21 protein-coding genes are annotated in these 24485 nt (G+C 42.9%); 10 read left to right on the forward strand and 11 right to left on the reverse strand.

Annotated elements, in window-relative coordinates:
• Position 1 precedes the first annotated feature (1 nt).
• The 7 genes from B3600_RS11160 to B3600_RS11190 all read right to left on the reverse strand — a co-directional run bounded on the left by B3600_RS11160 (position 2) and on the right by B3600_RS11190 (position 8528).
• Positions 2 to 1489, reverse strand: a complete 1488-nt coding sequence (locus tag B3600_RS11160; protein ID WP_286753001.1) for a RagB/SusD family nutrient uptake outer membrane protein — start codon at positions 1487 to 1489, stop codon at positions 2 to 4.
• Positions 1490 to 1492: 3 nt separating this feature from the next.
• Positions 1493 to 4900 carry a SusC/RagA family TonB-linked outer membrane protein gene (locus B3600_RS11165; protein ID WP_286753002.1) on the reverse strand — a complete coding sequence of 1136 codons (3408 nt, stop codon included), beginning with the start codon at positions 4898 to 4900 and terminating at the stop codon, positions 1493 to 1495.
• Between the two features lie 30 nt (positions 4901 to 4930).
• Positions 4931 to 6049 carry a FecR family protein gene (locus B3600_RS11170; RefSeq protein WP_286753003.1) on the reverse strand — a complete coding sequence of 373 codons (1119 nt, stop codon included), beginning with the start codon at positions 6047 to 6049 and terminating at the stop codon, positions 4931 to 4933.
• Positions 6050 to 6118: 69 nt separating this feature from the next.
• Positions 6119 to 6685 (reverse strand): sigma-70 family RNA polymerase sigma factor, encoded by a 567-nt coding sequence (locus B3600_RS11175; RefSeq protein WP_046674297.1) that lies wholly within the window; start codon positions 6683 to 6685, stop codon positions 6119 to 6121.
• Between the two features lie 278 nt (positions 6686 to 6963).
• Complete coding sequence (locus B3600_RS11180; protein WP_112373453.1) at positions 6964 to 7566, reverse strand: hypothetical protein; 603 nt, start codon at positions 7564 to 7566, stop codon at positions 6964 to 6966.
• Between the two features lie 56 nt (positions 7567 to 7622).
• On the reverse strand, positions 7623 to 7874 hold the full coding sequence (locus tag B3600_RS11185; RefSeq protein WP_046674299.1) for a hypothetical protein: 252 nt from the start codon (positions 7872 to 7874) through the stop codon (positions 7623 to 7625).
• 264 nt (positions 7875 to 8138) lie between these two features.
• Positions 8139 to 8528, reverse strand: a complete 390-nt coding sequence (locus B3600_RS11190; RefSeq protein WP_286753004.1) for a DoxX family protein — start codon at positions 8526 to 8528, stop codon at positions 8139 to 8141.
• A 48-nt stretch (positions 8529 to 8576) separates the two neighbouring features.
• On the opposite strand from B3600_RS11190, the gene B3600_RS11195 reads away from it, so the two are divergent.
• The 9 genes from B3600_RS11195 to B3600_RS11235 all read left to right on the forward strand — a co-directional run bounded on the left by B3600_RS11195 (position 8577) and on the right by B3600_RS11235 (position 21265).
• Positions 8577 to 8837, forward strand: a complete 261-nt coding sequence (locus B3600_RS11195; RefSeq protein ID WP_286753005.1) for a hypothetical protein — start codon at positions 8577 to 8579, stop codon at positions 8835 to 8837.
• A 149-nt stretch (positions 8838 to 8986) separates the two neighbouring features.
• Positions 8987 to 9535 carry an RNA polymerase sigma-70 factor gene (locus B3600_RS11200; protein ID WP_286753006.1) on the forward strand — a complete coding sequence of 183 codons (549 nt, stop codon included), beginning with the start codon at positions 8987 to 8989 and terminating at the stop codon, positions 9533 to 9535.
• An 84-nt stretch (positions 9536 to 9619) separates the two neighbouring features.
• Complete coding sequence (locus B3600_RS11205) at positions 9620 to 10813, forward strand: FecR family protein (RefSeq protein WP_286753007.1); 1194 nt, start codon at positions 9620 to 9622, stop codon at positions 10811 to 10813.
• Positions 10814 to 10965: 152 nt separating this feature from the next.
• On the forward strand, positions 10966 to 14493 hold the full coding sequence (locus tag B3600_RS11210; protein ID WP_286753008.1) for a SusC/RagA family TonB-linked outer membrane protein: 3528 nt from the start codon (positions 10966 to 10968) through the stop codon (positions 14491 to 14493).
• An 11-nt stretch (positions 14494 to 14504) separates the two neighbouring features.
• Positions 14505 to 16460, forward strand: a complete 1956-nt coding sequence (locus B3600_RS11215; protein ID WP_286753009.1) for a RagB/SusD family nutrient uptake outer membrane protein — start codon at positions 14505 to 14507, stop codon at positions 16458 to 16460.
• A gap of 24 nt (positions 16461 to 16484) precedes the next feature.
• Positions 16485 to 16838 (forward strand): Ig-like domain-containing protein, encoded by a 354-nt coding sequence (locus B3600_RS11220; RefSeq protein WP_286753010.1) that lies wholly within the window; start codon positions 16485 to 16487, stop codon positions 16836 to 16838.
• A gap of 273 nt (positions 16839 to 17111) precedes the next feature.
• A complete protein-coding gene (locus B3600_RS11225) occupies positions 17112 to 18569 on the forward strand; it encodes a hypothetical protein (protein ID WP_286753011.1) in 1458 nt (485 codons plus the stop codon).
• 17 nt (positions 18570 to 18586) lie between these two features.
• Entirely contained in the window at positions 18587 to 19984 is a 1398-nt protein-coding gene (locus tag B3600_RS11230) for an alpha-L-fucosidase (protein ID WP_286753012.1), read from the forward strand.
• Positions 19985 to 20230: 246 nt separating this feature from the next.
• Positions 20231 to 21265 carry a leucine-rich repeat domain-containing protein gene (locus tag B3600_RS11235; protein WP_286753013.1) on the forward strand — a complete coding sequence of 345 codons (1035 nt, stop codon included), beginning with the start codon at positions 20231 to 20233 and terminating at the stop codon, positions 21263 to 21265.
• Between the two features lie 78 nt (positions 21266 to 21343).
• Here B3600_RS11235 and B3600_RS11240 read toward each other — a convergent pair whose 3' ends face one another.
• The 3 genes from B3600_RS11240 to B3600_RS11250 are packed head-to-tail and all read right to left on the reverse strand — an operon-like array spanning position 21344 to position 23086.
• Positions 21344 to 21757, reverse strand: a complete 414-nt coding sequence (locus tag B3600_RS11240) for a hypothetical protein (RefSeq protein WP_286753014.1) — start codon at positions 21755 to 21757, stop codon at positions 21344 to 21346.
• A gap of 57 nt (positions 21758 to 21814) precedes the next feature.
• The gene (locus B3600_RS11245) at positions 21815 to 22285 is read right to left on the reverse strand and encodes a hypothetical protein (RefSeq protein WP_286753015.1); all 471 of its coding nucleotides are present in this window, start codon (positions 22283 to 22285) and stop codon (positions 21815 to 21817) included.
• Positions 22286 to 22306: 21 nt separating this feature from the next.
• On the reverse strand, positions 22307 to 23086 hold the full coding sequence (locus B3600_RS11250) for a hypothetical protein (protein WP_286753016.1): 780 nt from the start codon (positions 23084 to 23086) through the stop codon (positions 22307 to 22309).
• Between the two features lie 398 nt (positions 23087 to 23484).
• Here B3600_RS11250 and B3600_RS11255 point away from each other — a divergent pair, with 398 nt between their 5' ends.
• Entirely contained in the window at positions 23485 to 23688 is a 204-nt protein-coding gene (locus B3600_RS11255) for a type II toxin-antitoxin system Y4mF family antitoxin (protein WP_286753017.1), read from the forward strand.
• Positions 23689 to 24074: 386 nt separating this feature from the next.
• On the opposite strand, the gene B3600_RS11260 is transcribed toward B3600_RS11255, so the two are convergent.
• A complete protein-coding gene (locus B3600_RS11260) occupies positions 24075 to 24467 on the reverse strand; it encodes a hypothetical protein (RefSeq protein ID WP_286753018.1) in 393 nt (130 codons plus the stop codon).
• Positions 24468 to 24485: the final 18 nt, after the last annotated feature.

Here is a 24485-nt window from a genome sequence, read left to right on the forward strand (position 1 = left end):
GTTAGTTTTGAGGGTTATACAACAATTCATCATCTGGAATTGGCAGCCTGAATATTTCGTTTTTAGGCTGTACCAGTGTAGGCCGATCAATGGCCCTATACAGACGTTTATATTCTGTAAACAGGTAACCTTCGCCAATATTCTCTTTGCGCATCTCGTCAAAGATCAGATCCTTGAGCTTCTGGGGTGTCATATCTGCGTTGAGCACAAGATCAGTGCTGATGTTTCTGCTTTTGCGCACCAGGTTGAGATATTCCATTGCTTTGGTTGGATTAGCAGCAGCATTACTTTCGGCCGCAATCATATAGATGGTATGCAGTCCAATGATCTTGTTTTCATAAGCCGGGCGATAATTGACCTCCGAAGGCAATCGCTTGAGATCAAATAGGTACTTCGAAAGCTTCCAGGGATACGCGGTATTGGGCTGTGTAAACCAATTGGCCAGACGAGCATCATTCAGCGAGCCATGCACCGTGCTGTTGTAAAGGTTCGTTCGCAACCACGAATAATTAGGGAATAAAAAGGGTGAGGTCGAGCTTGAAATAGTCGCATCTGGCTGCGCAAAAACCAAACTTACCATCACGCCCAGTTTACTGGAAAACAGTGCAAATATATTTTCCATGGGCATACGCGCAAAAGCACCCGGGGCGATTTCTCCATCGAGGGTCAACCTAACGCTCTGCGTGGTCTTGAGCTCCGTAATCAGCTCTTCGGCATACTTGCCCGCGCCAACTAGATCACCCTTCCATTGCGCGACCATAGCTTGCAGCGCCACGATTGCGTAATAGTTCATTCGGATACCACGGTAATCAATTAAGCTGTTGTAATGTTCGTAAGCATATTGGTTTAAATTAGCATCACGTGCATTCGAACGTATCGGATCCTTTTCTAGCAAAGCACGAGCTTCTCCGAGGTCCTTTTCCAATAAGGTGATCACCTCGGCTGCTGTAGAAAACTTCGTCGCCGAATAGGTCACCCCATCCCGGTACGGGATCGCCTGTGCCGAAGCCCCTTCGTTCGAAATGGCAGGGCCAAATAATTTCAGCAGCTGGAAATGGCAAAATGCCCGCAGGCCGATGGCCTCCCCCTTGATCAGATCGTAGTTTTCATCCGTCTTGATACGGTCTACGTTTGCCAGAATAATATTGGTCTGATTGATGCATTGGTAAAATTTACCCCAAATATTGGCAATCGTTTTTTTAGGTATATCAAAATTGTATTCATACCGAAAGGACCGGTAGTAGTTGTGCCCCGAATTGGTCACATTATACGATCCGACCAGGCTTTCCATAAAACCATATTTCATTTCACGGCCATAGAGTGTATCCGTATTCATGGTTTCGTATACACCAGCCAATGCTGCACTAAAGCCCGATCGATCTGTGAGCAGATCCTCCTCATAAGCTTTATCAGTGGGATTAACATTTAAGAATTTTTCGCAGCCCGACAGTATGCAGAGCACAGCGATGGCGATTATTAACTTTTTCATGCTTTAAAATTGAACCATTACACCAAAATTAAATTCACGGGCATACGGATAATCTATCCCCCGTTCCATGCGCACCGTACTCCAACGGAACATATCGTTCATGGAGAAGTTGAGCCGAAGGCGTTCCAGCTTATACCGCTTGAGGATGGCATTGCTAAACGAGTAGTTGACGTTGATTGTGGAAAGACGCAAAAAAGACTCCGTCTGCACAAAGCGGCTCGAAGGCTGTGTTACCGATTGGTCGCCGATAGCCTTAAATCGGCTGAGGTCTCCAGGTTGTTTCCAACGTTCTTCCAACACCCTTCGGTCGGCATTGAGATAAGCAGAATTATTTTCGATCTTGTCCATTAAGGTCTGATTATAGATATCTCCTCCAAGGGAATAATTTCCGATGATCTGCACCGACAAGCCCTTGTAGTTGACCGTTGTCCCTAAGTTCCCATACAATGTCGGCTCCGCGTTACCCACTACCACTTGGTTATTGGCATCCCATTGATAGGTCACATTCCCGTTTCTATCGCGGTATAGCTCACGGCCATTGGCCGGATCAATCCCCAGCGATGGTACCGCCCGGATAACACTCAGCGACTGGCCCTCCTGATAGAATTGCGATGGACGGATCACATTGCCCTTGTTATCTTTCTTCACAAGCGATTCATTGAGGGTACGCAGCTCATTGGATATCTCTTTCAATTTACTCCTGTTTTGTACCGCCCCGACGGAGAGGTACCAGCTAAAATCCTTTGCCGTGTTGTTCAACACGCGAAGATTGGCCATAGCCTCAAACCCTTTATTCTGTACTTTTCCCAGATTTTGAAAGAACTTGTCCTTGTAAAAGCCAAACGAAGGAGCGACATTCACCGTAGAAATCATACGGTTGGTGATCCGGTCATAATAGGAAACATCCAATCTTAGTAGATCGCCTTTAATCCCAAACTCGCCACCGATACTTCGCTGCTGCTGTTCGGGCCAGCGTACCGCCGGGTTCCCCTGCCCTGTATAAATGGCCGCATACTGATTATAGTAGTTTTGTCCCGTAAAAAAGTTGTAGGCGGTACTCACCATCCCCACATTAAATTCACTTACGGTACTTGATGTACCCGCGTTCAGGTACCAGCGCAGTTTGGTCAGGAAGCTATTTTTGAACCATTCCTCATTGTGCATGTTGTACGAAAATCCGGTACTCCAGAATGTTCCAAAACGATTTTGACTTCCGTAGATCGAAGCGCCGTCCGAACGCAGCGTACCGCTCACATTGTATTTGTTGTCGTAGGTGTAGAAAAGCGAACCAAGGAAGCCCACCGAACGAACTGGTAATGAAGTTGACTTCGGCAGCGATCCCACGGCGTATTGCAAGGCCATTTGAGGAGTCATAAAACGATCGTCCACGTATCCCGTTACTGTATTGAGATTACCCACAGTATTCTGCTTTCTGATTTCGGCAATCGCATTGGCCACGACCTGATGCTTACCAAATTTATTGGAATACTGCATATCCACTTTACCTTCATACTTGGTAAAGTTTTGGTTGCCAAAAGTGTAGGATCCACGCAAATTGGCGTCGGTGACGGTGGCAAAATCGGTGTGGAATGGCGATTTGTACCGGTCTAGATCTGTAATGGTACGAACGATTGTTCCCGATGCTCGCACAATCAGCTTGGGCAGTGCATACCACTCTATCGACATATTGTTCTGTAGCGTTTGGCTCACCTGTTCATCACGAAAACCAAGTCCCGCATTATACAACGGATTATACAGTGTTGGTCCCCAGCTATACCATTGCCCGAGTTCACCGAAGCGGATATTATAATTCCCCTGATCATCGTAGATCCGTTCATAAGGATTCAGTGCCGTATAAGTTTTAAAGTCGCCGTACGGACTATTGTAGGCCTTGCTGTAAAGGTAAGTACCCACATTACGAAATGTGATCACATTGGGAATACGATAGATCAATGTAAAGCCGGCATTACCACGCGTCCTTCCAGACTCCTTCATGACGCCTTTGTTGTCAAAATAACCACCTTCGAGGCTATATCTGACTCCATTGCCCCCACCTTCCATCCGCAGACTATGGTTGATGGAAAGCGTATTTCGCACGGGCTGCTTCAACCAATACGTATTCACTCCCGCTGCTACATCCTGTTCCCGCTTGGCGAGCAGGTTGTTGTAGCTTTCCTGCTGGATCAGATCCCAGGAAGGGTCTCCGCTTCGGGAAGTATAAAGATCGGCCAATTTTTCATACTGCAGCTTCTCGGCAGCATTCATTAGGTTATAATCAGAGAGGTCGACCATCGCCACCGAAGGTTTCATGTCGTAGGTTACGGTAAACTTACCGTCTTTGGGCAGGCGCGTTTCAATGACCACCACCCCATTCCCACCACGCGAACCATACAAACTCGTGGAACTGGCATCCTTCAAAATCGAAATAGACTCAATCCGATTGACATCAATATCATACAACGTAGTTAGGGGCACCTCAAAACCGTCCATTATAATCAGGGGTGCATTTACAGCATATTCACCGACACTCGATACCCCACGAATATTGATCTGTGGCATCACATTGGGATTGGAGCCTGCAGTGACACGTTCATCCACTTTAAAGGACGGATCGAGCGCCTGCAATACCGTAAAAATATTGGTTGAATTGAATTTCTCCAGATCCTGCCGAGTCACCATCGTAGCAGCGCCTGTAAAGTTGTCCCGTCGCACTTTGGTATAACCCGTCACTACGGTTTCCTCGATTTTATTGGTTACCTGCTCGAGCGTTACCGTTAATGGCTCTGGCGAAGAAACCTCGACGCGCCTGCTCTCATAGCCCACCATAGAAAAAAGCAAATCGGTCTTCTTCGAAATGACGACGAAGAAAACACCATTTTCTCCCGACAAAACACCACTATTGGCGCTACCCACCACTTTGATGGACACACCAACAAGGGGTTTCCCCTTATTGTCCTGAACACGGCCTCTTACCCTGATATGTTGCTCTACCGAACTTTCAGCTCCCTGCCGCGGACGCTGATTGCTGACCGGTCCTGAAGAGGTAGGTTGCTTTCTGCGTACCAAAATGGTGTTGTTCTGAAATAATAGGTCGACAGGTTGATTTTCAGAGATCTCTTTCAGCACCTGAATGATATTTTTGCTATCCGCCTGAATACTGATGGGTTTGCTATTCTTGAGGAGAGCCAAATCCCCTATCAAATCAGCATTTGCCTGTTTACGGATCTTTTCCAGCACCTGAAACATCGAACTTTTATGCTCCTTTAGTGTAATGTTCTGCGCATGTGACACCCCCATGGTCACCGATAAAAGTAGTCCACTAAGCACTAATTTAGACAGGTACTTACCGACATCTTTGGGCAAATCGGTAGCCGCCACTTTTTTTTCAAAATGGTAAACGTTCAATTTCATAAGGTTAGTTTTTGTTAGTCTGTCGTTTTTCTATTTGATGTATATGTAATTATTTTCCATGGTATATTTCATCGGATGCACCTTTGCGATGAGATCGAGCACTTCTTTTAAATTTTTGTCGCGTCGCACACGACCGAATAGCTGCACTTGAGCCACACTGGCATCTACGCGGATAGCTACGCCATACCAGGCACTCAACTTCCGCGACAGCTGCTCTACATTGACTTCATTTAAATCAAAATACCCCTCCTTCCAGTCGATGTAACGTTCAATATCTTTTACTTCGGTGATCTTTTTGCCATTGTAAACCTGATTTGGCCGGATCCGCACAGTGAATTTCTCTTCGCGCGCTTGCGCCAGACTTGATCCCCGATCAGAAAAAGCCACTGCCCCCTCAAGCAAAGCTGTTTCATTGTTGGTCGTAAAATTGGCATTGAATTTCGTTCCCAGCACCTGAATGGTCTGTTGGTCACCACGTACAAAAAATGGTACCCGTTTATGATTCCGCTCCTGCTTGGCCACCTCAAAGTAACCTTCACCCCGGAGGGCCACCTCGCGGATATTGCCTTCAAAATAGATCGGATAACGTAGTTCACTATTGGTATTCAGCCAAACTTTCGTCCCATCGGCCAACTGTACATGGGCTGTACCACCGGTCTTTGTACGAATAGTATTGTAGACCACCCTTGAGGTATTGCCCGCATCAGTTAGGTATATAATCTGATCGTCAGCAGTCCGCACAATACGGTAACCCATGGCCTGCAAAGTGTCGTTACGCTTGAGTTTATCCAAGTCAAACTCTTCGTTGTTTTCCAATACGACGATGGCATTTGATTTCAACGGGGCTTTGATTTCCTGAATGCTGGCATATAAAATCCGATCGGACTGTTTCTGCCAATATAGATACAGCGTCGTTGTCAATAAAACCAGTATACTCGCTGCAGCGATCCACGGCCATGTCGCTTGTTTTTTAGGCTTTTTCATGAAAGGCATCTTTTCATCCAGCCTTTCCAATAAGCTTAGCATCCGAGCATCTTCGGGTTCCGGAAACTTATCAAGTTGGTCCAACCAACGTTCAACCACAGCCATCTCCTCTGGGGAGCATTGCCCAGCCTGATACCTTGCAAATAGTGAATCGTCAATCTTCATAGTCATAATTGTTAGTCCAGCCCTAATGGTGCTATACTAAGGTAAACGGCGCTACTGGACGATTGTCCCTTAGAAAAATAAAAAAAGTAAAAACGATGAAAAGTTGGACCTGATGATTTTTAAAGTAGATGAATATTGATTGCGCACGGTCTTCTCCGAAAGGCCCAATAAGGTCGCTATTTCAGGGTTGGAATAGCCCTGTAGCCGTAATTTTAAAATGGCCTGATATTGTGGCCCGTAGCGATGGAGCACCGCAAATATAGAATCGCTAAAAGACTGCGTACGGATAGATTCATCGGCCTCTTCAAAAGCAAATTCATTCCCATAAGACTTTAAATCCTCGAGATAGCCCTGGGCATTCGTTTCCTTGGCGAAATAATCGATGATACGCCGCCGTAGGGCTGTAAAAAGATAAGCTTTGAAATCGTCCTGATAATCGATGGTATACCTGTTGTTCCAGGTACGGATAAAAACATCCTGAACAAGATCCTCGCCCACATCTTCGCCAACTCTCTTGATCGCATAAATGAGTAGAGCAGCCTTATACCGTTCATACAACATATGAAACGCCCCATCCTGGTTCTTAGCAACCAAAAGAAGCAGTTCCTCGTCACTCAAACTTTCCAACTTAGGCATGATGTATTGATTTGGACAAATATAGTTATTACTATAAATATCTTACGTAATTATTATTTTTCTAAAAACTCCACATTTTCATCACATCTAAATCCTAAAATGTGATTAATACTGTGCAAAAATAATAAAATTTCAATAAAGACTACCAAACAAGTATACTTTTAACAGCGTTACGTGCTACCCAAACCATTCAAAAAAAATAAAGCATCTCGATGGTGTTCGAGATGCTTTACCTTAATCCGTATGAAAAGAAAGTCCAAAAGGCCTATTTAAGGGATTCAATTACGATTTTTTATAACAGGATCGATCCAGTAGTAGTCGTGGTCGGTATGGGAAAAGAACTCCATGGGGGTGACGTGACAATCAATGGTGTCGCTGAGCCCATCGTCGGTATAACTGACTACCTCTTCGGAGGGAAGCACCATACCGCTCATAATGGAACCATAGTCCAGGCAATGAAGATCCGACATCAGTACATTGACATGATTCGATACGACCCATTGTTCCATTTCTTCCTTACTGACACGTTTTACACGATCGGCCAAAAAGCGAGCTTCCTCCAGCTCTTTTTCAACACTGTCCGGAAAAAATAGTAGTAAAAATGCCTCATACTTTTCGACGTCTTTATTTCGAATTGCTTCATTCCGTAGAAACAGCTTCTCGCCCATCTGTCCATACTGATCCGCATATTTTTTCAGTTCCATCTGCGCAAGCTCCTGATCCGACCATTTTTGCAGCTCGGATAAGGCATACACCTCCGTACCTTGTCCGTCACAGCGATTGAGGTATTCCCAGATATCGCCCTGCACGACTTTAGGTTTCTTCTGCTCCAGCACATTGTAGCCTTGGGCTATCCATGCGTCTATTTGTTCCCTTCTCATGTTCTGCTATTCTTTTAAAAAGAAACAACAGTGTAACTGCAATGGTTTGCTTTTTTCTATTTGAGATTCCGGGCTTTCAACTCCGCATCGACAGCCTTTTCATTTTTACCAAAATATTTATAGGCTAGGACCGCCAGAATCAGGGGAAAAATTGTCGGCCAGGTTATGCCTGCGACGAATACACTGTAGGCGGCTATCCCTAAACAAAAGCCAATGATCGATGCATTGATGATTTTCGTGGGTTTGGCTTTCTTCTTAAGAACCAACAACTCTTCATTACTCAGTTCATTTAATTTTTTTTCTTCCATCAGGTCTGTACTTTTATAGGTTAGTTATTTTGTATGTTGATGCGAATATAATTATTTAAATGGGCAATAAAAAAACAGAAAAGGTTGGAAATTAGCAAAAAGAATAGCGCAAAAAAATAAAAAAGGTCGGATGAAAATGGAACACCCGACCTTTTTAACTAAGTTACTCCTTACATGGATACCTATAGGACAACAGCCGCAGGCAGATGGTTTGTTTTTTTTTTACAATTCGTATCAGCTTCCGATCGACCGGTCTTCATCCAATCAGCTCTTGCTTGTACTTTTCAATGCCCAAGCCACCAATAGGGGTTGAAAAAATAAACGGGCGAGCCGCTTTCCATCCGTATCCAATCCAAAGCCATCCCGATGGTCTTTATATTGAGCAATATTTCCGGGAAACACGGCTGCAAAAAATGCTGCTGCGATTTTTCCAACGTTCGATCGCTGTTTGGCAGGTGCTAAAATCAGTGTAGCACCCAAAGCAATTTCCGCAAAACCTGAATATACAACTGTATCATCTTTGGCGATCGGAACCCAGTCTGGCACCTGAGCCTGAAATTCCTTACGAGCAAAGGTCAGATGTCCAATACCGGCAACAACCAAAGAAGCACCTAATCCAATCCGTGCAATCTTCTGCATATGTGATTTATCCATAGCTTTTTTATTCAAAGTACATCATTCGACGTAAAATTGTTTGACCTATTGCAACGCATCAATGTCATAGCCTATGATGGGAAAGAACAGCAACGTATTACAAGTTTACTCAACGGGGCTGGCGTTATGCCCAAGCGTGTTGATTTCATGTGCTATCCTACCGATGATTTTTGGGTGCGGAAAGGAATGGGGATCGAAGGAATAACAAAAAGCGGCCGATCTCCTCAGAGCAAGGCCGCTTTTTCAGATAGACAAATGGTACGTCACTGCATCCTGGCTCTTTCCTGTAGTGCAGATCGGTATCACTAACGGAACAACTGCCGGCACTCAAACGTTTTCGAAGAAATATAAGAACAGCTGCCTTTCTCAAATCCAAAACCTGAGCATATTTCCCTATATTTATACCCGTGCTCCTAGAGCTCCTGTTATGTCAATTTCTTTATACATCATCAAACAAGGTGGAAAATTTGCAGATAGCTTTACCTTACGATATTGAATCTCTTTTTCAGCAATACTACCGACAGCTTTGTCTCTTTGCAAACAATATCCTCCACGACGAAGCTTTGGCTGAAGATGTTGTTCAGAACTTTTTCGCAGGGCTCTGCGAGGGCCGCAATACCCTACCCGATGATGAAAATACACGCCGAGGTTATCTCTTCATTGCCATCCGGAACAATTGCCTCAAACACATCCGCCGTGAAAAAATAAAAAGTAAATACGTCGACCAGCTCGACAAGGACATGATCGAAGAGCAGACCGTCATGGATGCCATGATACAGGCCGAAGTCATCGACCAGCTCATGGAAGCCATCAACCAACTACCGCAGGGCTGCAGACAGGTATTGCATATGGCCATCTTCGACAAACTCTCCAACGAAGAAATTGCGGGTAACCTGACCATCTCCATCAACACCGTCAAAAGTCAGAAAAAAAGAGCTATACAGCTTCTCAGATCACGTTTAGATGCACAAGCACTCCTCCTTTTATTATTTTTACTCACTGAATAACAAGGATTTATAATTTTTATTTTTTTTCCTTCCATCCTTTTACGCCCCCTATGGCTCTTCTCCTTATACAGCCAATTGAACAACATGATGGATCACCAATTTATACTCGTCGATTTCTTAGTCAAGCACTTTAGCGGGACATTGAGCCAAGCAGATATGCAGGCTCTTCAAAAAATCTTTGAAGATGATCCGACCCTACGTGAACAATGGGAACGATACACCAGCCAAGGGCTCAGATCTAGCGATGCGGAGTTCTGGAATAACCTTGACTTGGATCGCGCAAGAACGAAGATACTAAATTATACGTCGGCCGAGCTAGCAAAACGACCATTACATACCGGCGGCATGCGCCAACTAAAGATCTATGCAGGTCTTGCAGCCAGCCTACTCATCTTTTTAGGTGTCGCATGGTTTCTAAACTCTGCTCCTCAGGACAAACAAATTGTCGCCGATCAAGTCTATCGGTATAACAACGATGTATTGCCAGGAGGACAGAAAGCCACTCTTACCCTCTCCAATGGTAAAACTGTAGCTCTTTCTGAGGAGAAAACGACTATAGAGGAAACGCATGGCGAACAGCTTCAGATCGTAGATGGCCAGTTGCAGTACAAACCAAACAGCGGGCAGGCCGAACTTGCAAACCTAAAAAACACGTTGAAAGTACCTGAATCGGGCTTCTACCGGATGGTACTCCCCGATGGTACTAAAGTCTGGATAAATTCAGCTTCCGAACTGAGCTATCCTTTGGCCTTTGGTAAATCGACCCGCAATGTGGAACTACGGGGTGAGGCCTACTTTGAAGTGGCCCACGAAAAAAATCGTCCCTTCATCGTCAGCACGATCCACGGTGCTGTTAAAGTTTTGGGGACAACCTTTAATCTGACGGCCTACAGCAATGCGGCCTCCAATGTCACATTAATCAATGGCAGCATACAGCTGACCAATAAAAATAAAATGACAAAACAAATCGTACCTGGACAGAAAGTCGAATTCGACGGCAACGACATGCGCGTATTTCAGGCAAATATCGAGAAGGAAACCGCCTGGCAACATGGCTATTTCTATTTCGAACACGACCAGATTCAGGACATTATGGAACAGCTGGCACGCTGGTATGATATCCAGGTTATCTACAAAGGACCGATCAGTAAGAAAAAGTTTGGCGGAAGCATGAGCCGAAGTGTAAGCCTCGCCGAAGCCTTAGAACTCATTAAACGCGGGGCCGGCCTTGAATTTGAAATTGACAGAAAAACCGTCACCGTAAAGAATAAAAGCTAAAGAAGATAAACCAATTTTTAAAAACCAAAGGAGGACTAAAGATGATTTAAATATTTACCTACTCCAACAAACATTGCTATTACTCTATTCAGCAGTGCTTGAATAACATCTAGATGTGAATTAAACAAAAAACCAACCCTATTACTGAAAATATGAATTACTTTATCAAATGTAAAGATTACCTATTCGGGAACCGAATGGCTGAACCTAGCTTTGCACCCCTCGTTTCCAAAAAGGTGAAAGCCACCCTTTTCCTGGGTTTACTATTTACCTATGGTGTCTACGGCAAAACCGAAGCACAGCAGGTCACCTTACATATCAATAAGGGTAACCTAAAATCGGTTTTTACTGAAATCAAAAAACAGACCGGTTATCATTTCTTTTATGATGAAAGTCTCTTCAATGGCCTCAAACAGGTGAATGTCAATGTCTCCAACCAAAAGCTGGAAAGCGTGCTCAAAGAACTGTCAGATGAGCTCCCCTTACAGTTTGAGATGCACAAAAATCATATCATCGTCTTGCCGAGCGCTCCGAAAACTTCCCTTCAGCCCAAGCAACAACAGTATACGATAAATGGGCAATTGGTTTCCAAAAAAGACGGTAAACCCATCGAAAACGCAACGATCAGCATCAACGGCGGCAACAACAGGACCTCTTCCGATAGCAAAGGAAACTTTTCCCTGCAAACCGTCCAGGCGGAAGGTACGCTGACCATTTCGCACCTTTCCTTCAAAGCACAGACTGTGCGGTTTAACAGTGCAACAGCCAGTGCTTTGACAATAACCTTGGAAGAGAACGACAGTGCATTGGAGGAAGTTGTTGTGGTCGGATTTGGTACCCAAAAGAAAGTCAATTTGACAGGAGCCATTTCCCACGTCGGTAAGGAAGCTTTTGAAAATCGGCCGGTTGCCAATATCGGACAGGCTTTACAGGGGCTTGTCCCCAATCTGAATATCACCTTCGGAAATGGTTCGCCAAACAGTACTCCGGGTTTTAACTTACGGGGTGGTACATCCATGAGTTACAATAGCAATACAGGTGTATTTGAATCCGTCAATGGTGATCCTTTGGTGATCATAGATGGAGTAGAAAGCTCTACCGGTGCCCTGAACCAGCTCAACCCGAATGACATCATGGATATGTCTTTTGTCAAAGATGCCTCTGCGGCAGCCATCTATGGTACCAAAGCAGCCTATGGTGTCATCTTGGTCCGTACTAAACGTGGTGAATTCAATCAAAAAGGCAAGATCGCCTATAACTTCGACTCCAACTTTGATACGCCATCTGGCCTGCCTGACATTTTAAACGCCTATGAAATCCAAAAATCGGGCATGGATCGGACCCTATGGACGAATGGCAAGCCAGGTACAGCAGATGAAAAAAAGCTGGAGATGATCCAAAAGTACATGGACAATCCCAGTCCCGAAAATGCATGGTATCAGGAAGGAAACAGCATTATTTGGGTCGCTAACGTTAACCCATTTGAGGAAGCCGTCAAAAAATGGACGCCGATGCAAAAACATACGCTGAACTTGAGCGGTGGAGCCGAGTCCATCAACTACTATATCTCCGGAGGATTACAAAACCAATCGGGCATGTACAAGATCAACACCGATAAGTTGAAACGCTACAATGCGCTGATGAACATCAATGCCAAAGTAAATAACTGGTTCAGCGTTTTTGGTAAAATAGGTTTTGACCAGACAAATTTCAATAGTCCATATATCGTCGGCGGTAAGGGAAGCATCTGGTCGGCCATGATGGGTGAGACAAACAAAAACATCAATATGCCTATCCAAACGGGGCCAAATGATCCATTGCCCAATACCTATACTGACAACATCCTTGCCTGGTTAAGTTATGGTGCAAATAACCAATCGATGGATAGAAGAGTATCCTTGTTGATCTCCCCCGAATTCACCTTGATTCCGAATGCACTGAAATTAAAGGCCGACCTCAGTTATCAGCCCCAGTCTTATAGCTTGAGCCGATACAGCCCCAAATTCAACCAAGTCGTAGACTCCTGGCAATATACATCGCAGCAAGCCGAGGCGGCAGAAAACCGGGCCTATTTTGACAACAATAACACCAATAAATACCTGGTCAACATCTATGCAGATTATAAGAAGACCTGGGCAGAGAAACACAATTTTTCCACCGTAGTGGGTTACAATCAGGAACAGACAAAATTTAATCAGATCACCAATACATTCCGCAAACTGATTTCGCCCGATATACAGAACCCGGATGCAGCTGAGGATCCTTCTTTACATACAGTATCCAGAAATGCATACACCCTGGCTGGACGTGCCGTATTTGGCCGTGTGAACTACAACTTTGCTGAGAAGTATTTCTTTGAGAGTAACCTACGTTATGATGGAAGCGCCAAATTTACGGAGAAAGATCGATTTGTCACCTTCCCATCCTTCTCTGCCGGATGGCGGATATCGCAGGAGGATTTTATGGCCGGAACGAAGAACTGGCTCAACGAACTTAAACTGCGCGGAAGTTGGGGGAAATTAGGAAATCAGCCCTCATCCATCTATCCTTATCAGGCAACGATGAATACAGGCAAGGCTCCTTACTTAATCAACGGGCAGCAAATAGTCTATATCGACCCGCCGGGACTCGTATCCCCTTACCTCACATTTGAGAAAGCCAGAACCTGGAACGTCGGATTTGATGGAACATTTCTCAAAAACAGGCTCGATGTAACATTTGAATATTACAACAGAAAGACCACCGACATCCTCACCGATGGAAGTGCCTCATTTCCGACGACGTTGGGAACAGCCGCACCGCTGGAAAACTCGGGTATTTTGGAAACTAAAGGATTTGAACTTTCCTTCCTTTGGAAACAAACCATCAATCCCGATCTACGATATCGCGTAGGTCTCAACCTGTCCGATTACCTGACCAAAGTACAGCATTACGCAGCCAACACCAGCATGATGATTACCAATTCTTCGGGCAGGGAGGTGATGTATGATGGTAAAACGATCGGCGAAATATGGGGTTACCGTACCGGTGGTATACTACAGGAAAGTGATTTTGCCGGACGAAACGAAAGCAATGGTAACTGGATCTACAATGGAGCTTATCAAGGCACCCTCTATCCGGGATATATCTGGTATCAGGATCTTGGCGGACCCGAGGGTATTCCAGATGGGAAAATAGATGCCGGACTGAACACCTTGGCAAATCCAGGCGACCGTGTCGTTATTGGAAATTCTACACCACGGTATCGATTTGGTATTACCGGAAACGTGCAATATAAACATTTCGATCTTGACTTCTTATTCCAAGGTGTGTTGAAACGTGATATCTGGGCCGGACTATCTTCCTACTGGGGCGGTGGAGCAGGCTCAAAATGGATGTATGAAAGATCTTGGACACCGGACCGCACAGATGCTGAGTTTCCAATGTACGGTTCCTCAGTCAATGTGCAGGACAGATACCTCATCAATGGGGCCTACCTGAGACTTAAACAGGCGGTATTGGGCTATACCCTACCGCAAGAGATGACCAAACGATTTGGTGTGGAGCGCCTGCGTTTCACGCTTGCCGGTTACAACATCTTTGAAATTACAAAAATACCAACAATTTTTGATGTCGATCAGATATCTGCCGACTATCCACAAAAAAGATCAATTGCTTTTGGAGCCCAAATTGTATTCTAACCATTACTACTATGAAAAAAAATATATTCAGATTGATCGTGATTGCAACAGCTTCCTCCCTTTTGCTGACGCAGTCCTGTAACGATAAATTTTTACAGCTAAGTCCCGAAACTGAACTATCGAATGACAACTCCTTACATACCGAAACAGAGCTGACATTATACCTCAATAATCTCTATAACCGCTATATTCTAGGGCATGGTTCGGGCTGGGCTGATGCTAAAGTCAACCCCAATGTTGTTGGTGGCAGCCATTTGTTGGCATCCGACTTTATGACTGACAATATGGTCCGCTACGGTAACATTAGTAGTATGATGGACAACACCTTTATTCCGCCCAATGCAGGTGGTTCAGTTGACTGGACATGGGAAAACCTGCGCTCCGTCAATTATTTCATCAAAAACTACCGCAATGCATTGCCGGCGGTGAATAATGATGCCACGCGATTGAACAAATATATCGGTGAAGCCTATTTCTTTAAGTCGATGGATTATTACCGCAAGCTTATGCTTTTCGGCGATGTACCCTGGCTTTCAAGCGACCTCAACATCAACAGCGAGGAATTATACAAACCACGCGATAAACGAACGGTGGTTGCCGACTCATTAATGAAGACCATCGATCTGGCTGTTGCTGGTCTAGAAGGTATTACTGGCCGTCCAGACGGACGTATCAATCAGGATATGGCGTTGTTTTTAAAAGCGAGAATTGGTCTTTTCGAAGGCTCCTTTAGGACCTATCACAACGAGCTGTCTCTACAAAGCACAGCAAAACCTTTTTTGGAAGCAGCTGTGGATGCTTGCGAAAAAATCATCGCATCAGGTCGCTATCAATTGTATGCTACGGGCGAAACTCCTTACTGGAAATTATTCACATTCAAGAAAGATCCAAATTCCGATGGCAATAAAGAGGCTATCTTAGCCCGTGTTTATGACGGTACTGTTGTCGGTCACGCAACGCAGCGTTATTGGGATCAGAACAACAGTATTTCGGGCGGAAGACCTGCTGGAGGTGCAACACGAGGCTTGATCGATGAATATCTGTGTATTGACGGTAAACCGATCTATACGTCAGGATCCGCAGGCAGCTACACCGCCAACCCACTTTTCAAAGGCTATGATGGTCTATGGTCCGAACTCGAAAACCGCGATCCACGGTTAAAGCAGACCATTAATTATCCGGGGGAAAACCGGTCACTATTCAACAGGACTGACGGTACAACCAGTCTGGAGAAAAATGGCATCACCTATCCTCGATTATCGTATAATGTGAGCGGCGGCACAACTGTTACGGGTTATCTACCCATTAAGCATTGGATGGGTGACCGTACCGAAAACGAAGCGACAACAAACGGACAACAAACGGCCATTGAATTCCGATATGGAGAGGTATTGTTGATGTTAGCAGAAGCAAAAGCCATTTTAGGCACGCTGACACAGAATGACCTGGATCGGACGATCAATCTGTTACGCCAACGTGCAGGATTTGACTTTGCGAAATACCCGAGCAGCAAGCTTGAGCTTGGCAACCTTCCTGCTGATCCTAGGCTTGATGAGATCTATGCTGCAAAACTTGATTATTCCGTTAGCCCCATCATCCGTGAAATCAGACGCGAACGCCGTATTGAAATGGTGTTGGAAGACCGTCGTTACGAAGATTTGATGCGCTGGAAAGCGGGAAACCTGATGACAGTGCCCTTACGCGGCATGAAATTTACAGCTGAAAAAGGAAAATTGTACGATGGAACACATACCGCCAAACCTATTATCGCCCTAAAAGAAGAAGTCAATAAAGACATCTTTTTGGATAATAACGGGTTTATCATCGCTTATCCACGGAGTGCCAACATTACAAATGGTGTCGCCTTATGGGCAGACTACCGATACTACTGGCCGTTACCTTTATATGATCTCACGTTGGACGGTAATCAGCTGGTTCAGAATCCAGGATGGCTGGGCGCAAAATAATATGAATAAAAAAAAAATAACATCATGAAAATTAAAGTATATATCTACCTGTTGATTAGCCTCCTATGTGTAACTATGGGGTTGAACGCATGCAAAAAGGATCTGGGGCCTATTAAAGACAATTTAACTGTTCGGGAAGCTGTACTTTCTGGAGGTTTCATGCAGATTCCTGTTAAAATCGGAACGCCGCTTCAGATCAATCTGGCAGTCAATCCTGGAAACCGCAGCGTCACACAGGCGACCTATACCAACAAACATCCAGAAATTGCAACGTATAGCAATACGGGATTGGTTACCGGCTTAACCGTCGGCAAAGATACCGTCACCATACGATCTGGCGAACTGAATGTCTGGTATATAGTCAATGTAACCAAGTAATAGTCGGCATTCACCATGTTCGAAAAAATAATGGTAAGAGGTGACCATTTGTTTATTTAGTGTTTAGTTTAGACTATCAGACAAACCCGTCTGGTAGTCTTCTTTTGACAAAATAACATCTATTCATTTTACCGTTTTTCAAATTATAAAAACGATTGACTTAATTGTAAACCGCAGTAAAACAAACCCAATTTCTTACTATAAGCTTGTATTTTGAATAATTATAAGCCACCAATATACATGAACAATTATAAATTATTTACTTCAAAAATTATGACACAACAAACAAGAAAATGGATGCAAATCCTGAAAGGACTTGCATTGTCCACCACAGTCCTATTCCTTTTTTTCGCGTGCTCCAAGCCCTTGGTAGAGCAAAATGCACCAGAAACGCTACGATTAAAGGCGTCATCAAATGGCGTTATTGACACATCCCTGGCCAATCTCACATTTGTCACTAATCCAGTAAATCTCAATATCGTCATGTTTGTCCCCACAGACAATCCAGCCTTACCCGGCTACAAAACACGGTTATCTCAACTATTTGTCCATTTCCAGGATTGGCTGCATAATGAGATGGCACGTTATGGTTACAGCAGTTATCTGGGGCTGGCAAAAGATTCTGCAGGCCTAGTTAACATCATTGAAATCCCTGCCGCAGGAGCTCAAGCGGACTACCCCTATAGCTCAGCCGTATCCGCTGGTAAAATTATAAATGAGATCAATACGTACAGAGCTGCCCATCCAAGCCAATTTTCATCCAACAATCACTATCTTGTGCTGTTGCCTGCAAGAACAGATGGCGATAACAGCCAACCCTTCTATGGCTATGGAAAATACTGCTTTGCAGTAGATAATTCCTCCATGTCTGTCAATGGAATTCCAAACCCTAGCTCAAACTATCTCGGCGGCATGCTACATGAATTGGGCCATGGATTAAATTTGCCGCATAACCGCGCTAAATATGTCAGTGAAGAACCTACATTGGGCACATCACTGATGGGAAGCGGCAATGTGAGTTTTAGCAAGGGACAGCCTACTTTTCTAACAGGCTCCGATGCTGCGATTCTCAACAGAAATGAAGTTTTTCAACCTGCAGTAGCGACAGCTAGCCCCTACCAAACACCTACATATTCTGTACAACCTCAATTTGCCATTGATAACAGTCAACAAAAAATCTTTATTACTGGAAATTATACGTCCAATTTGCCTGTGAGTGAGATACTAGTCTATATGGACCCCAATGTGAACAACGAAGGTACAGGAGCCAACAAAGATTACAATGCAGTCACCTGGAAATTTGCCCCCGTTTCCTCTGGTGTCATCCAAGGTACTATAGATCTCAATGAACTTTACTACAAAAGCAATACACCTTATGAGCTTAAGGTAAAATTATTATTGCAAAATGGCTATACAACATCCAATGTTTACGAATTCAACTATGTCAACGGGCTCATGACGACCAATCAGGATTCGGTGTATACCTATTCCAATGCGTCCTATGCCGGTGTGAAAGGAAGCTTTGGCAAAGGGCAATATACCACCGCAGATTTATTGGCCAAAGGTGTGACAGACAATAGTGTCTCTTCCATTAAAGTTGGTGCTAATGTTAAAGTGACGTTATACAATAACGATAATTTTACAGGCGACAGTCTTGTCGTCACATCATCGTCTTCTTATCTTTCGACTTTCAACGATAAGGTTTCATCCATGAAAGTACAAAACCGTTAAAAGATTTGGGAAATACAATGCATAAATTAATTTTAAGGAACGCAGGGCCATTGCTTGTTGTGCTATTAGCGTTGGTCGGGTTGAACCTGCAGGCGCAGCCCGCTCCCTGGTTCACCGACGGGAAATTCGGTCTGTTTCTACACTGGGGGCTCTATTCCCAGACCGCGGGCGACTGGGACGGCCATCCTACCAAAGGCGGCGAGCATTTTATGCTCTACGAACGCATACCCGTCAAGACCTATGCAAAGATTGCCAATCAGTTTAATCCAACAGGCTTTGATGCCGACCGTTGGGCTCAGATGGCCCACGATGCCGGCATGAAATACCTGGTGATCACAGCCAAGCACCACGATGGGTTTGCGATGTACAATTCGGCCGTCAGCGACTATAACATCGTCAAGCGCAGCCCTTGGGCAAAAGATCCAATGAAGGAGCTTGCTGCAGCCTGTAAGAAATATGGTCTGAAGCTCTGCTTCTACTATTCCCTCGGCCGCGACTGGGAAAACCCCGATGTGCCCACCAACTGGCCTGTCAAAGCTGGGCGCAGCAATACCTGGGATTATCCCGACGAAGATGCCAAAGACCTCAACAAATACGTCGAAAACAAGGTCAAACCGCAGCTGCGCGAATTGCTGACACAGTATGGTCCTATCGGTATTATCTGGTTTGATACACCCGAGCTGATCACCAAAAAACAAAGTCAGGAAATCAAAGATCTGATCCATTCCATTCAGCCCGACTGTATTATCAACAGCCGGATAGGCAATGGACTTGGCGATTATGCTGTTGTTGAGCAGTCGCTGGTTTCTACTGCACGCAAGAACTGGGAAGCCTGCATCACGATGAGTGAAAACTGGGGTTACAATAGACATGACACCAAATGGAAAAGCCCCGAGCTGCTGGTTCGCAACCTTATTGAAGTCGTGAGCAAGGGGGGCAACCTGCTGCTCAATGTCGGCCCCAAAGGCGATGGTACCTGGCCAGTCGAAAGCCAGGAAAACCTACATACTATCGGAAGCTGGATGAAGACCAACGGCGAAGCGATTTACGGCACCACGGTCTGGGGTGGCGCCAAGGAAGCAGCACAAGCCATACAGACCGACAAAAAGATAGCCGAAAAGGAAAAAGCGGGCATGAAAGATGCCGTGAATGATGCAACGTCAAAAGAAATCGTATCAGACTATCGCTTTACGCAGAAAGGCAACTTTGTTTACCTCTTTGTACGCAGTCCGTCGACGGCTACGATCGACATCCCGGAGCTTGCAAAAAGTGGCCGCGACATCAAAAGTTTAACGCTTCTCGGCAGTTCCTCAAAGGTGAAATGGACACAAAGAAGAGATACGCTAAATCTGTCTTTACCCACTGTCAAGAACCCAGAAATCCCGATTTACGTATACAAGATCGAAGCGAAATAGCCCATTGCCTATTTCACAAATCGTCTTACTCCCTTTAACAAAAAGCTCCCTGATCATTGATTGATCGGGGAGCTCTTACAATCCAACCGCTCTTCTTACGTTGACACCTCACTCGGACTGTATTTTAAATCAATATTGTTTCAGGTGGAACGAATCGTAAGCCAAAACGATCGGATATAAATCTACCGAAAAGACTAGCCTTAAAATGTGCATCTTTGCTTTAACGACAAAAGACAAAGTACACACATGAAAAAATATATTATTGTATTCAGTTTATCCATACTTACGTTAACCGTTTCGGCGCAGAAAAAAAAGAAGAAACAGGGCCCGCCACCAGTGGTGAAACCTATCCCCGAGCCACCAAAAGTGATCGAACAGGCAGGTACTTCGGAAAGCATGCCTGTTATGATATCCATGCCTACACGAGCGGCAGATCAGGTGCGCATCAAAAAGACAGATGGACAAGAACTCAATCTGGAGAAACTGGAGGAATTAGTAAGCACAGACTTAGCTCAGGTAAAAACCTTATCCCTGGGTTCTTCCATTTCCGGAAAGAAGCTCGGCAGCGAAATCCTGCAAAAGATTATGAACGAAGGCAGTCAAATGGAGTCATTGGAAATTAACAATTTAGACATCAACACATTTCCTGAAATCACAGCAGCCCATTCTAAACTTAAAAAGATCACGTTAAGCCGAAATAATCTCAGTGTACTTCCCGCAAGTATTTCCAATCTGGCAGCGCTGGAAGAGTTCGACTGCAATAATCCCTTGACGAGCTTGCCTGCATCCTTTGCACAACTCAAAAACTTAAAACAGCTGGGGCTTAACGGGAATCTGTTCAGCACTTTTCCCAAAGAAATTTTTAGTTTGAACAAGCTGTCTTTCCTATACCTTTCGGGCAATTACAAAGGTGAGACCAAGCTGACAGATCTGCCCGATCTATTTGAGCAGTTGCCCGAACTAAAAGAACTCGGCATAGAGCATGCGGGGCTATCGACACTCCCAAAATCTATTGTTACATTAAAAAAACTGGAGAAGGCCAATTTTTCCTTCAATCAATTTACGAGCTTCCCCGCAGCATTGTACAATAATCCCAAACTGGTTTTTGTACCGTTTACGAATAATCCCCTGCAATGGGAACCGTTTTTGGCTTCTGTCAAAAAAATAAAATGGAGCGGTCTCTTCTTTTTGAACGATACAGGGCTTAGCAAAAAACAGTACGAGCAGGTACAGCAGATCCTGAGCAAGACGGATGTCTATTATGATGAGATGAATGATTAAACCCTTTTACAGTAAGCCCAAAAGATAATTTTTGGGCTTACATTCGAAATTATTCGTTCTAAATAACACGCGATACAATTATTGCGCATGAAATTTATCTTTAATTGCTTTTGCTAAATTGGGTATATCAACAATCGCTTGATCAATCAGGTGTCGATATAAATTTTCTCCATATTTTGCTATTAAATGCTCATTTAAATCACCACTTGTCGGCCTTCCGTCACTATAGACATAAGTAGGCACAATTAAATAATTTGGAACATCATCAAAGGTTATCATTTCCCATGTCAATAACCCTTTAAAATCTCTTACAATATTCCTGATTTTGCTATATATAACCTCATTTTTATCTTTGTCCTTAAATCTGAAACGTAGAAATGGGTATCCCGCATACCGATCATCTATCGACATCATTGATATTCTACTTGTCGCAATTGGGCAAATATCATTTAATGTAAAAAACAAAATTCTATTTACTTCTTCGAAATCCATATTACAGTCGTTTAATTTAATGGACATGATAGTCTGACAATACATTTGCCTTGAATTTTAAAAATCAAATTTCAATTCTTTACTCTTTCCAATCCAAACTACATCTTCCTCAGCACCTTTAAACAGAACATAACTAGATACTTTTGCGGTAACAGCATACCAAGGAAGCATTTTAATATTAAATTTTATAGCACGATTATGAGAAAAAGTAAAACTAACATGCTGATAATTAAACCAAATAGTCGGCAATAAATTTACTATTTCCTGACTTAAGATCTTTCCTTCGAATGTAAGCTCAAAGTTATTATAACTAAAATTATCTTTATTATCTAAAACCAATTTTAGCTTTTCGAGCAAACTAGGCTCATCAAATTCAGGCCTACTTGCATTTATATAAAAATTACCCGTTTCGAAACTTAGCTTTAAAATCAAGTTGACAAAGTATTCTCTATCAGAATAGACATCAACTACAGGCTTGATAGACAGTAGATTGCCACCCGCATTATTATGAATTTTTAAATCTTTCATTATTTCATTTTCGGTATTTTCTTATAAATAGTCGGCAGACATTATTAATTCGGAGAAAGTGCGTTTTGAAAGATTAATTTTTAATTTCCCATAGGCGCCTTCATATGTGGGCGAATCAAAAGAAATTATAGGATAGTACTTAAAAAAATCCTTCAGAGATTTGTTGTTCTTTAAGAAGATATTTACGTCAACAAGTACACTATCTGAATTACTATAAACTTTCAATTGTTTGTAAAATGCATTATTACCATCTTTATTTTTCAAAAGTGATATTAGGACAGAATCAATAAAAATTAAATCTCTTTGATTCAGGTTATAACTATTATCAAAAACAGAATCCTTTGGAGCATTGAAAATTGCATAATCATGAAACCTCTTTTGATCGAAATAATTTATACTATACGTATTCCCTTTTTGTAAACGTAGCCTCCTAAAAAAAATATCCCCTATATATAAGTCCATAAAGCCATTTCTTAATACCGCCCTATCAACCTTATTAAAAGAAGGAGCAAAGTAAAAAATATTCCCATCTATTCTAGTTTTACCCGTAACAGTATTCTCTGCCAACAGTAGCGGATTTTCTTTAGGATCGATTAATTCCAACGTAGCAGAATCAAGACCTAGGGAATAATCAATTACCCGATATGAGGAGTCTTCTCGTATTTCAATAGCGTAATCCGAACCACCAAACATATCACTATTGACTGTTACGGCCTTAACCAAAACATGATCTTTAGGGGTATTATTACAAGAAACTGTAAAAATTACGACGACTATGCAAATAAATGCGCTTCCTCTCATAAATCTCATTATTTTCCCCATTTTAATTGAACCGATATAATCCTCGGCTGATTTATTCGACCCCAACTTCATATCCTTCTTCCTTCAGATTTCATTATCTTCTTAAGCTTTCCATGGTCAGACAAATCCCAGTACCACCATTTGTGGGATAAACCTATGATCTTCGATAAGTCCCCATTAAAATACAATTTAAATATAAAAACATATCCCTTGAAACAGAAGTTCCGTCTAAATAACACTACTACCCTTAAAGAATTTCTAAGAAGACTACTGAAAATGACAGAAATGAGGCTTCATAATCCCGAACGGGTATAAAGCACTTAAAAAACACATAAATTATACCCGATAAAGTATAATTTAAGAATATTTATTATATTTATATCAGATAGGGTATAATTATGAATTCATTACGAGTGTTTGTAAAACAGAAACGAAAAGAATTAAAGCTAACGCAGGAAGATTTAGCTGCGAATGCTGGAGTCGGTTTAAGGTTTTTACGTGACCTCGAGCAGGGAAAAAAAACATTACGTTTAGACAAAATAAATGACATATTAGCGTTATTCGGTAAAGAAGTTGGTGTAATTGATCAAATTAAAGAGTGATGGCGCGCGAAGCAAAAATATACTTTCATGATGACTTGGCAGGATATCTCATTGAGACTGATCATGGTTATTCATTTAGTTATGAAGAGAATTATCTAAAAAAAATGGAAAGTTTGGGAATATCTGAGCTCGTAAGAAATAATATTTACAAAGACTTTAGAAAAAAATGCTGATAAAGTTAAAGAATTGATTGATTATAGCTTTCTCACGGATGATTACAAGGAAAAATATGTTCAAATTGTTCACAGTAAATTGAAACAGATTGAATTATAGAAAAGAATTTAGTGATCAGTCTATTCGGATTTCTGACGGATGGAAAAACGACACGAATGGGTCTTTTATTAAATTAAGGTAAATAGACGCTTGAGCGCTATAAATCCTTGTTATCAAAACTTTATTCTTGCTATCATAATCGAGCCAATTATCATAAAAAAGAAACATGCTATTAATATAAAAAGAGCAATGGCTCTTCTTATATAGACCTTAGATTTACTTAAACTCTTATAGTTTTTCTCAAATACTGGATTTCTCACGGTTTGTTCAATGGATGAACGGCCAATTAAAATGGCTAATAGACTATAGATCATAATACCAAATGCCATAAAGATAGGCTCCTTAACACCTACTAATTTTAAAATTAAAAAGACAAATACTTCCCCTAAATAGATTACTTTACTTATGAATAAATAAGCTAGTCCAGGAACTACATTTTCTGTCTTCCTCTTTCCTGCAAACCATTTTGACAGCACAAAATCTAACTGTAATATTTTATTTATCATACCTTTGCTTCCTACAAG

The sequence above is a fragment of the Sphingobacterium sp. UBA2480 genome (genome assembly GCF_002341965.1).
Taxonomy (GTDB): domain Bacteria; phylum Bacteroidota; class Bacteroidia; order Sphingobacteriales; family Sphingobacteriaceae; genus Sphingobacterium; species Sphingobacterium multivorum.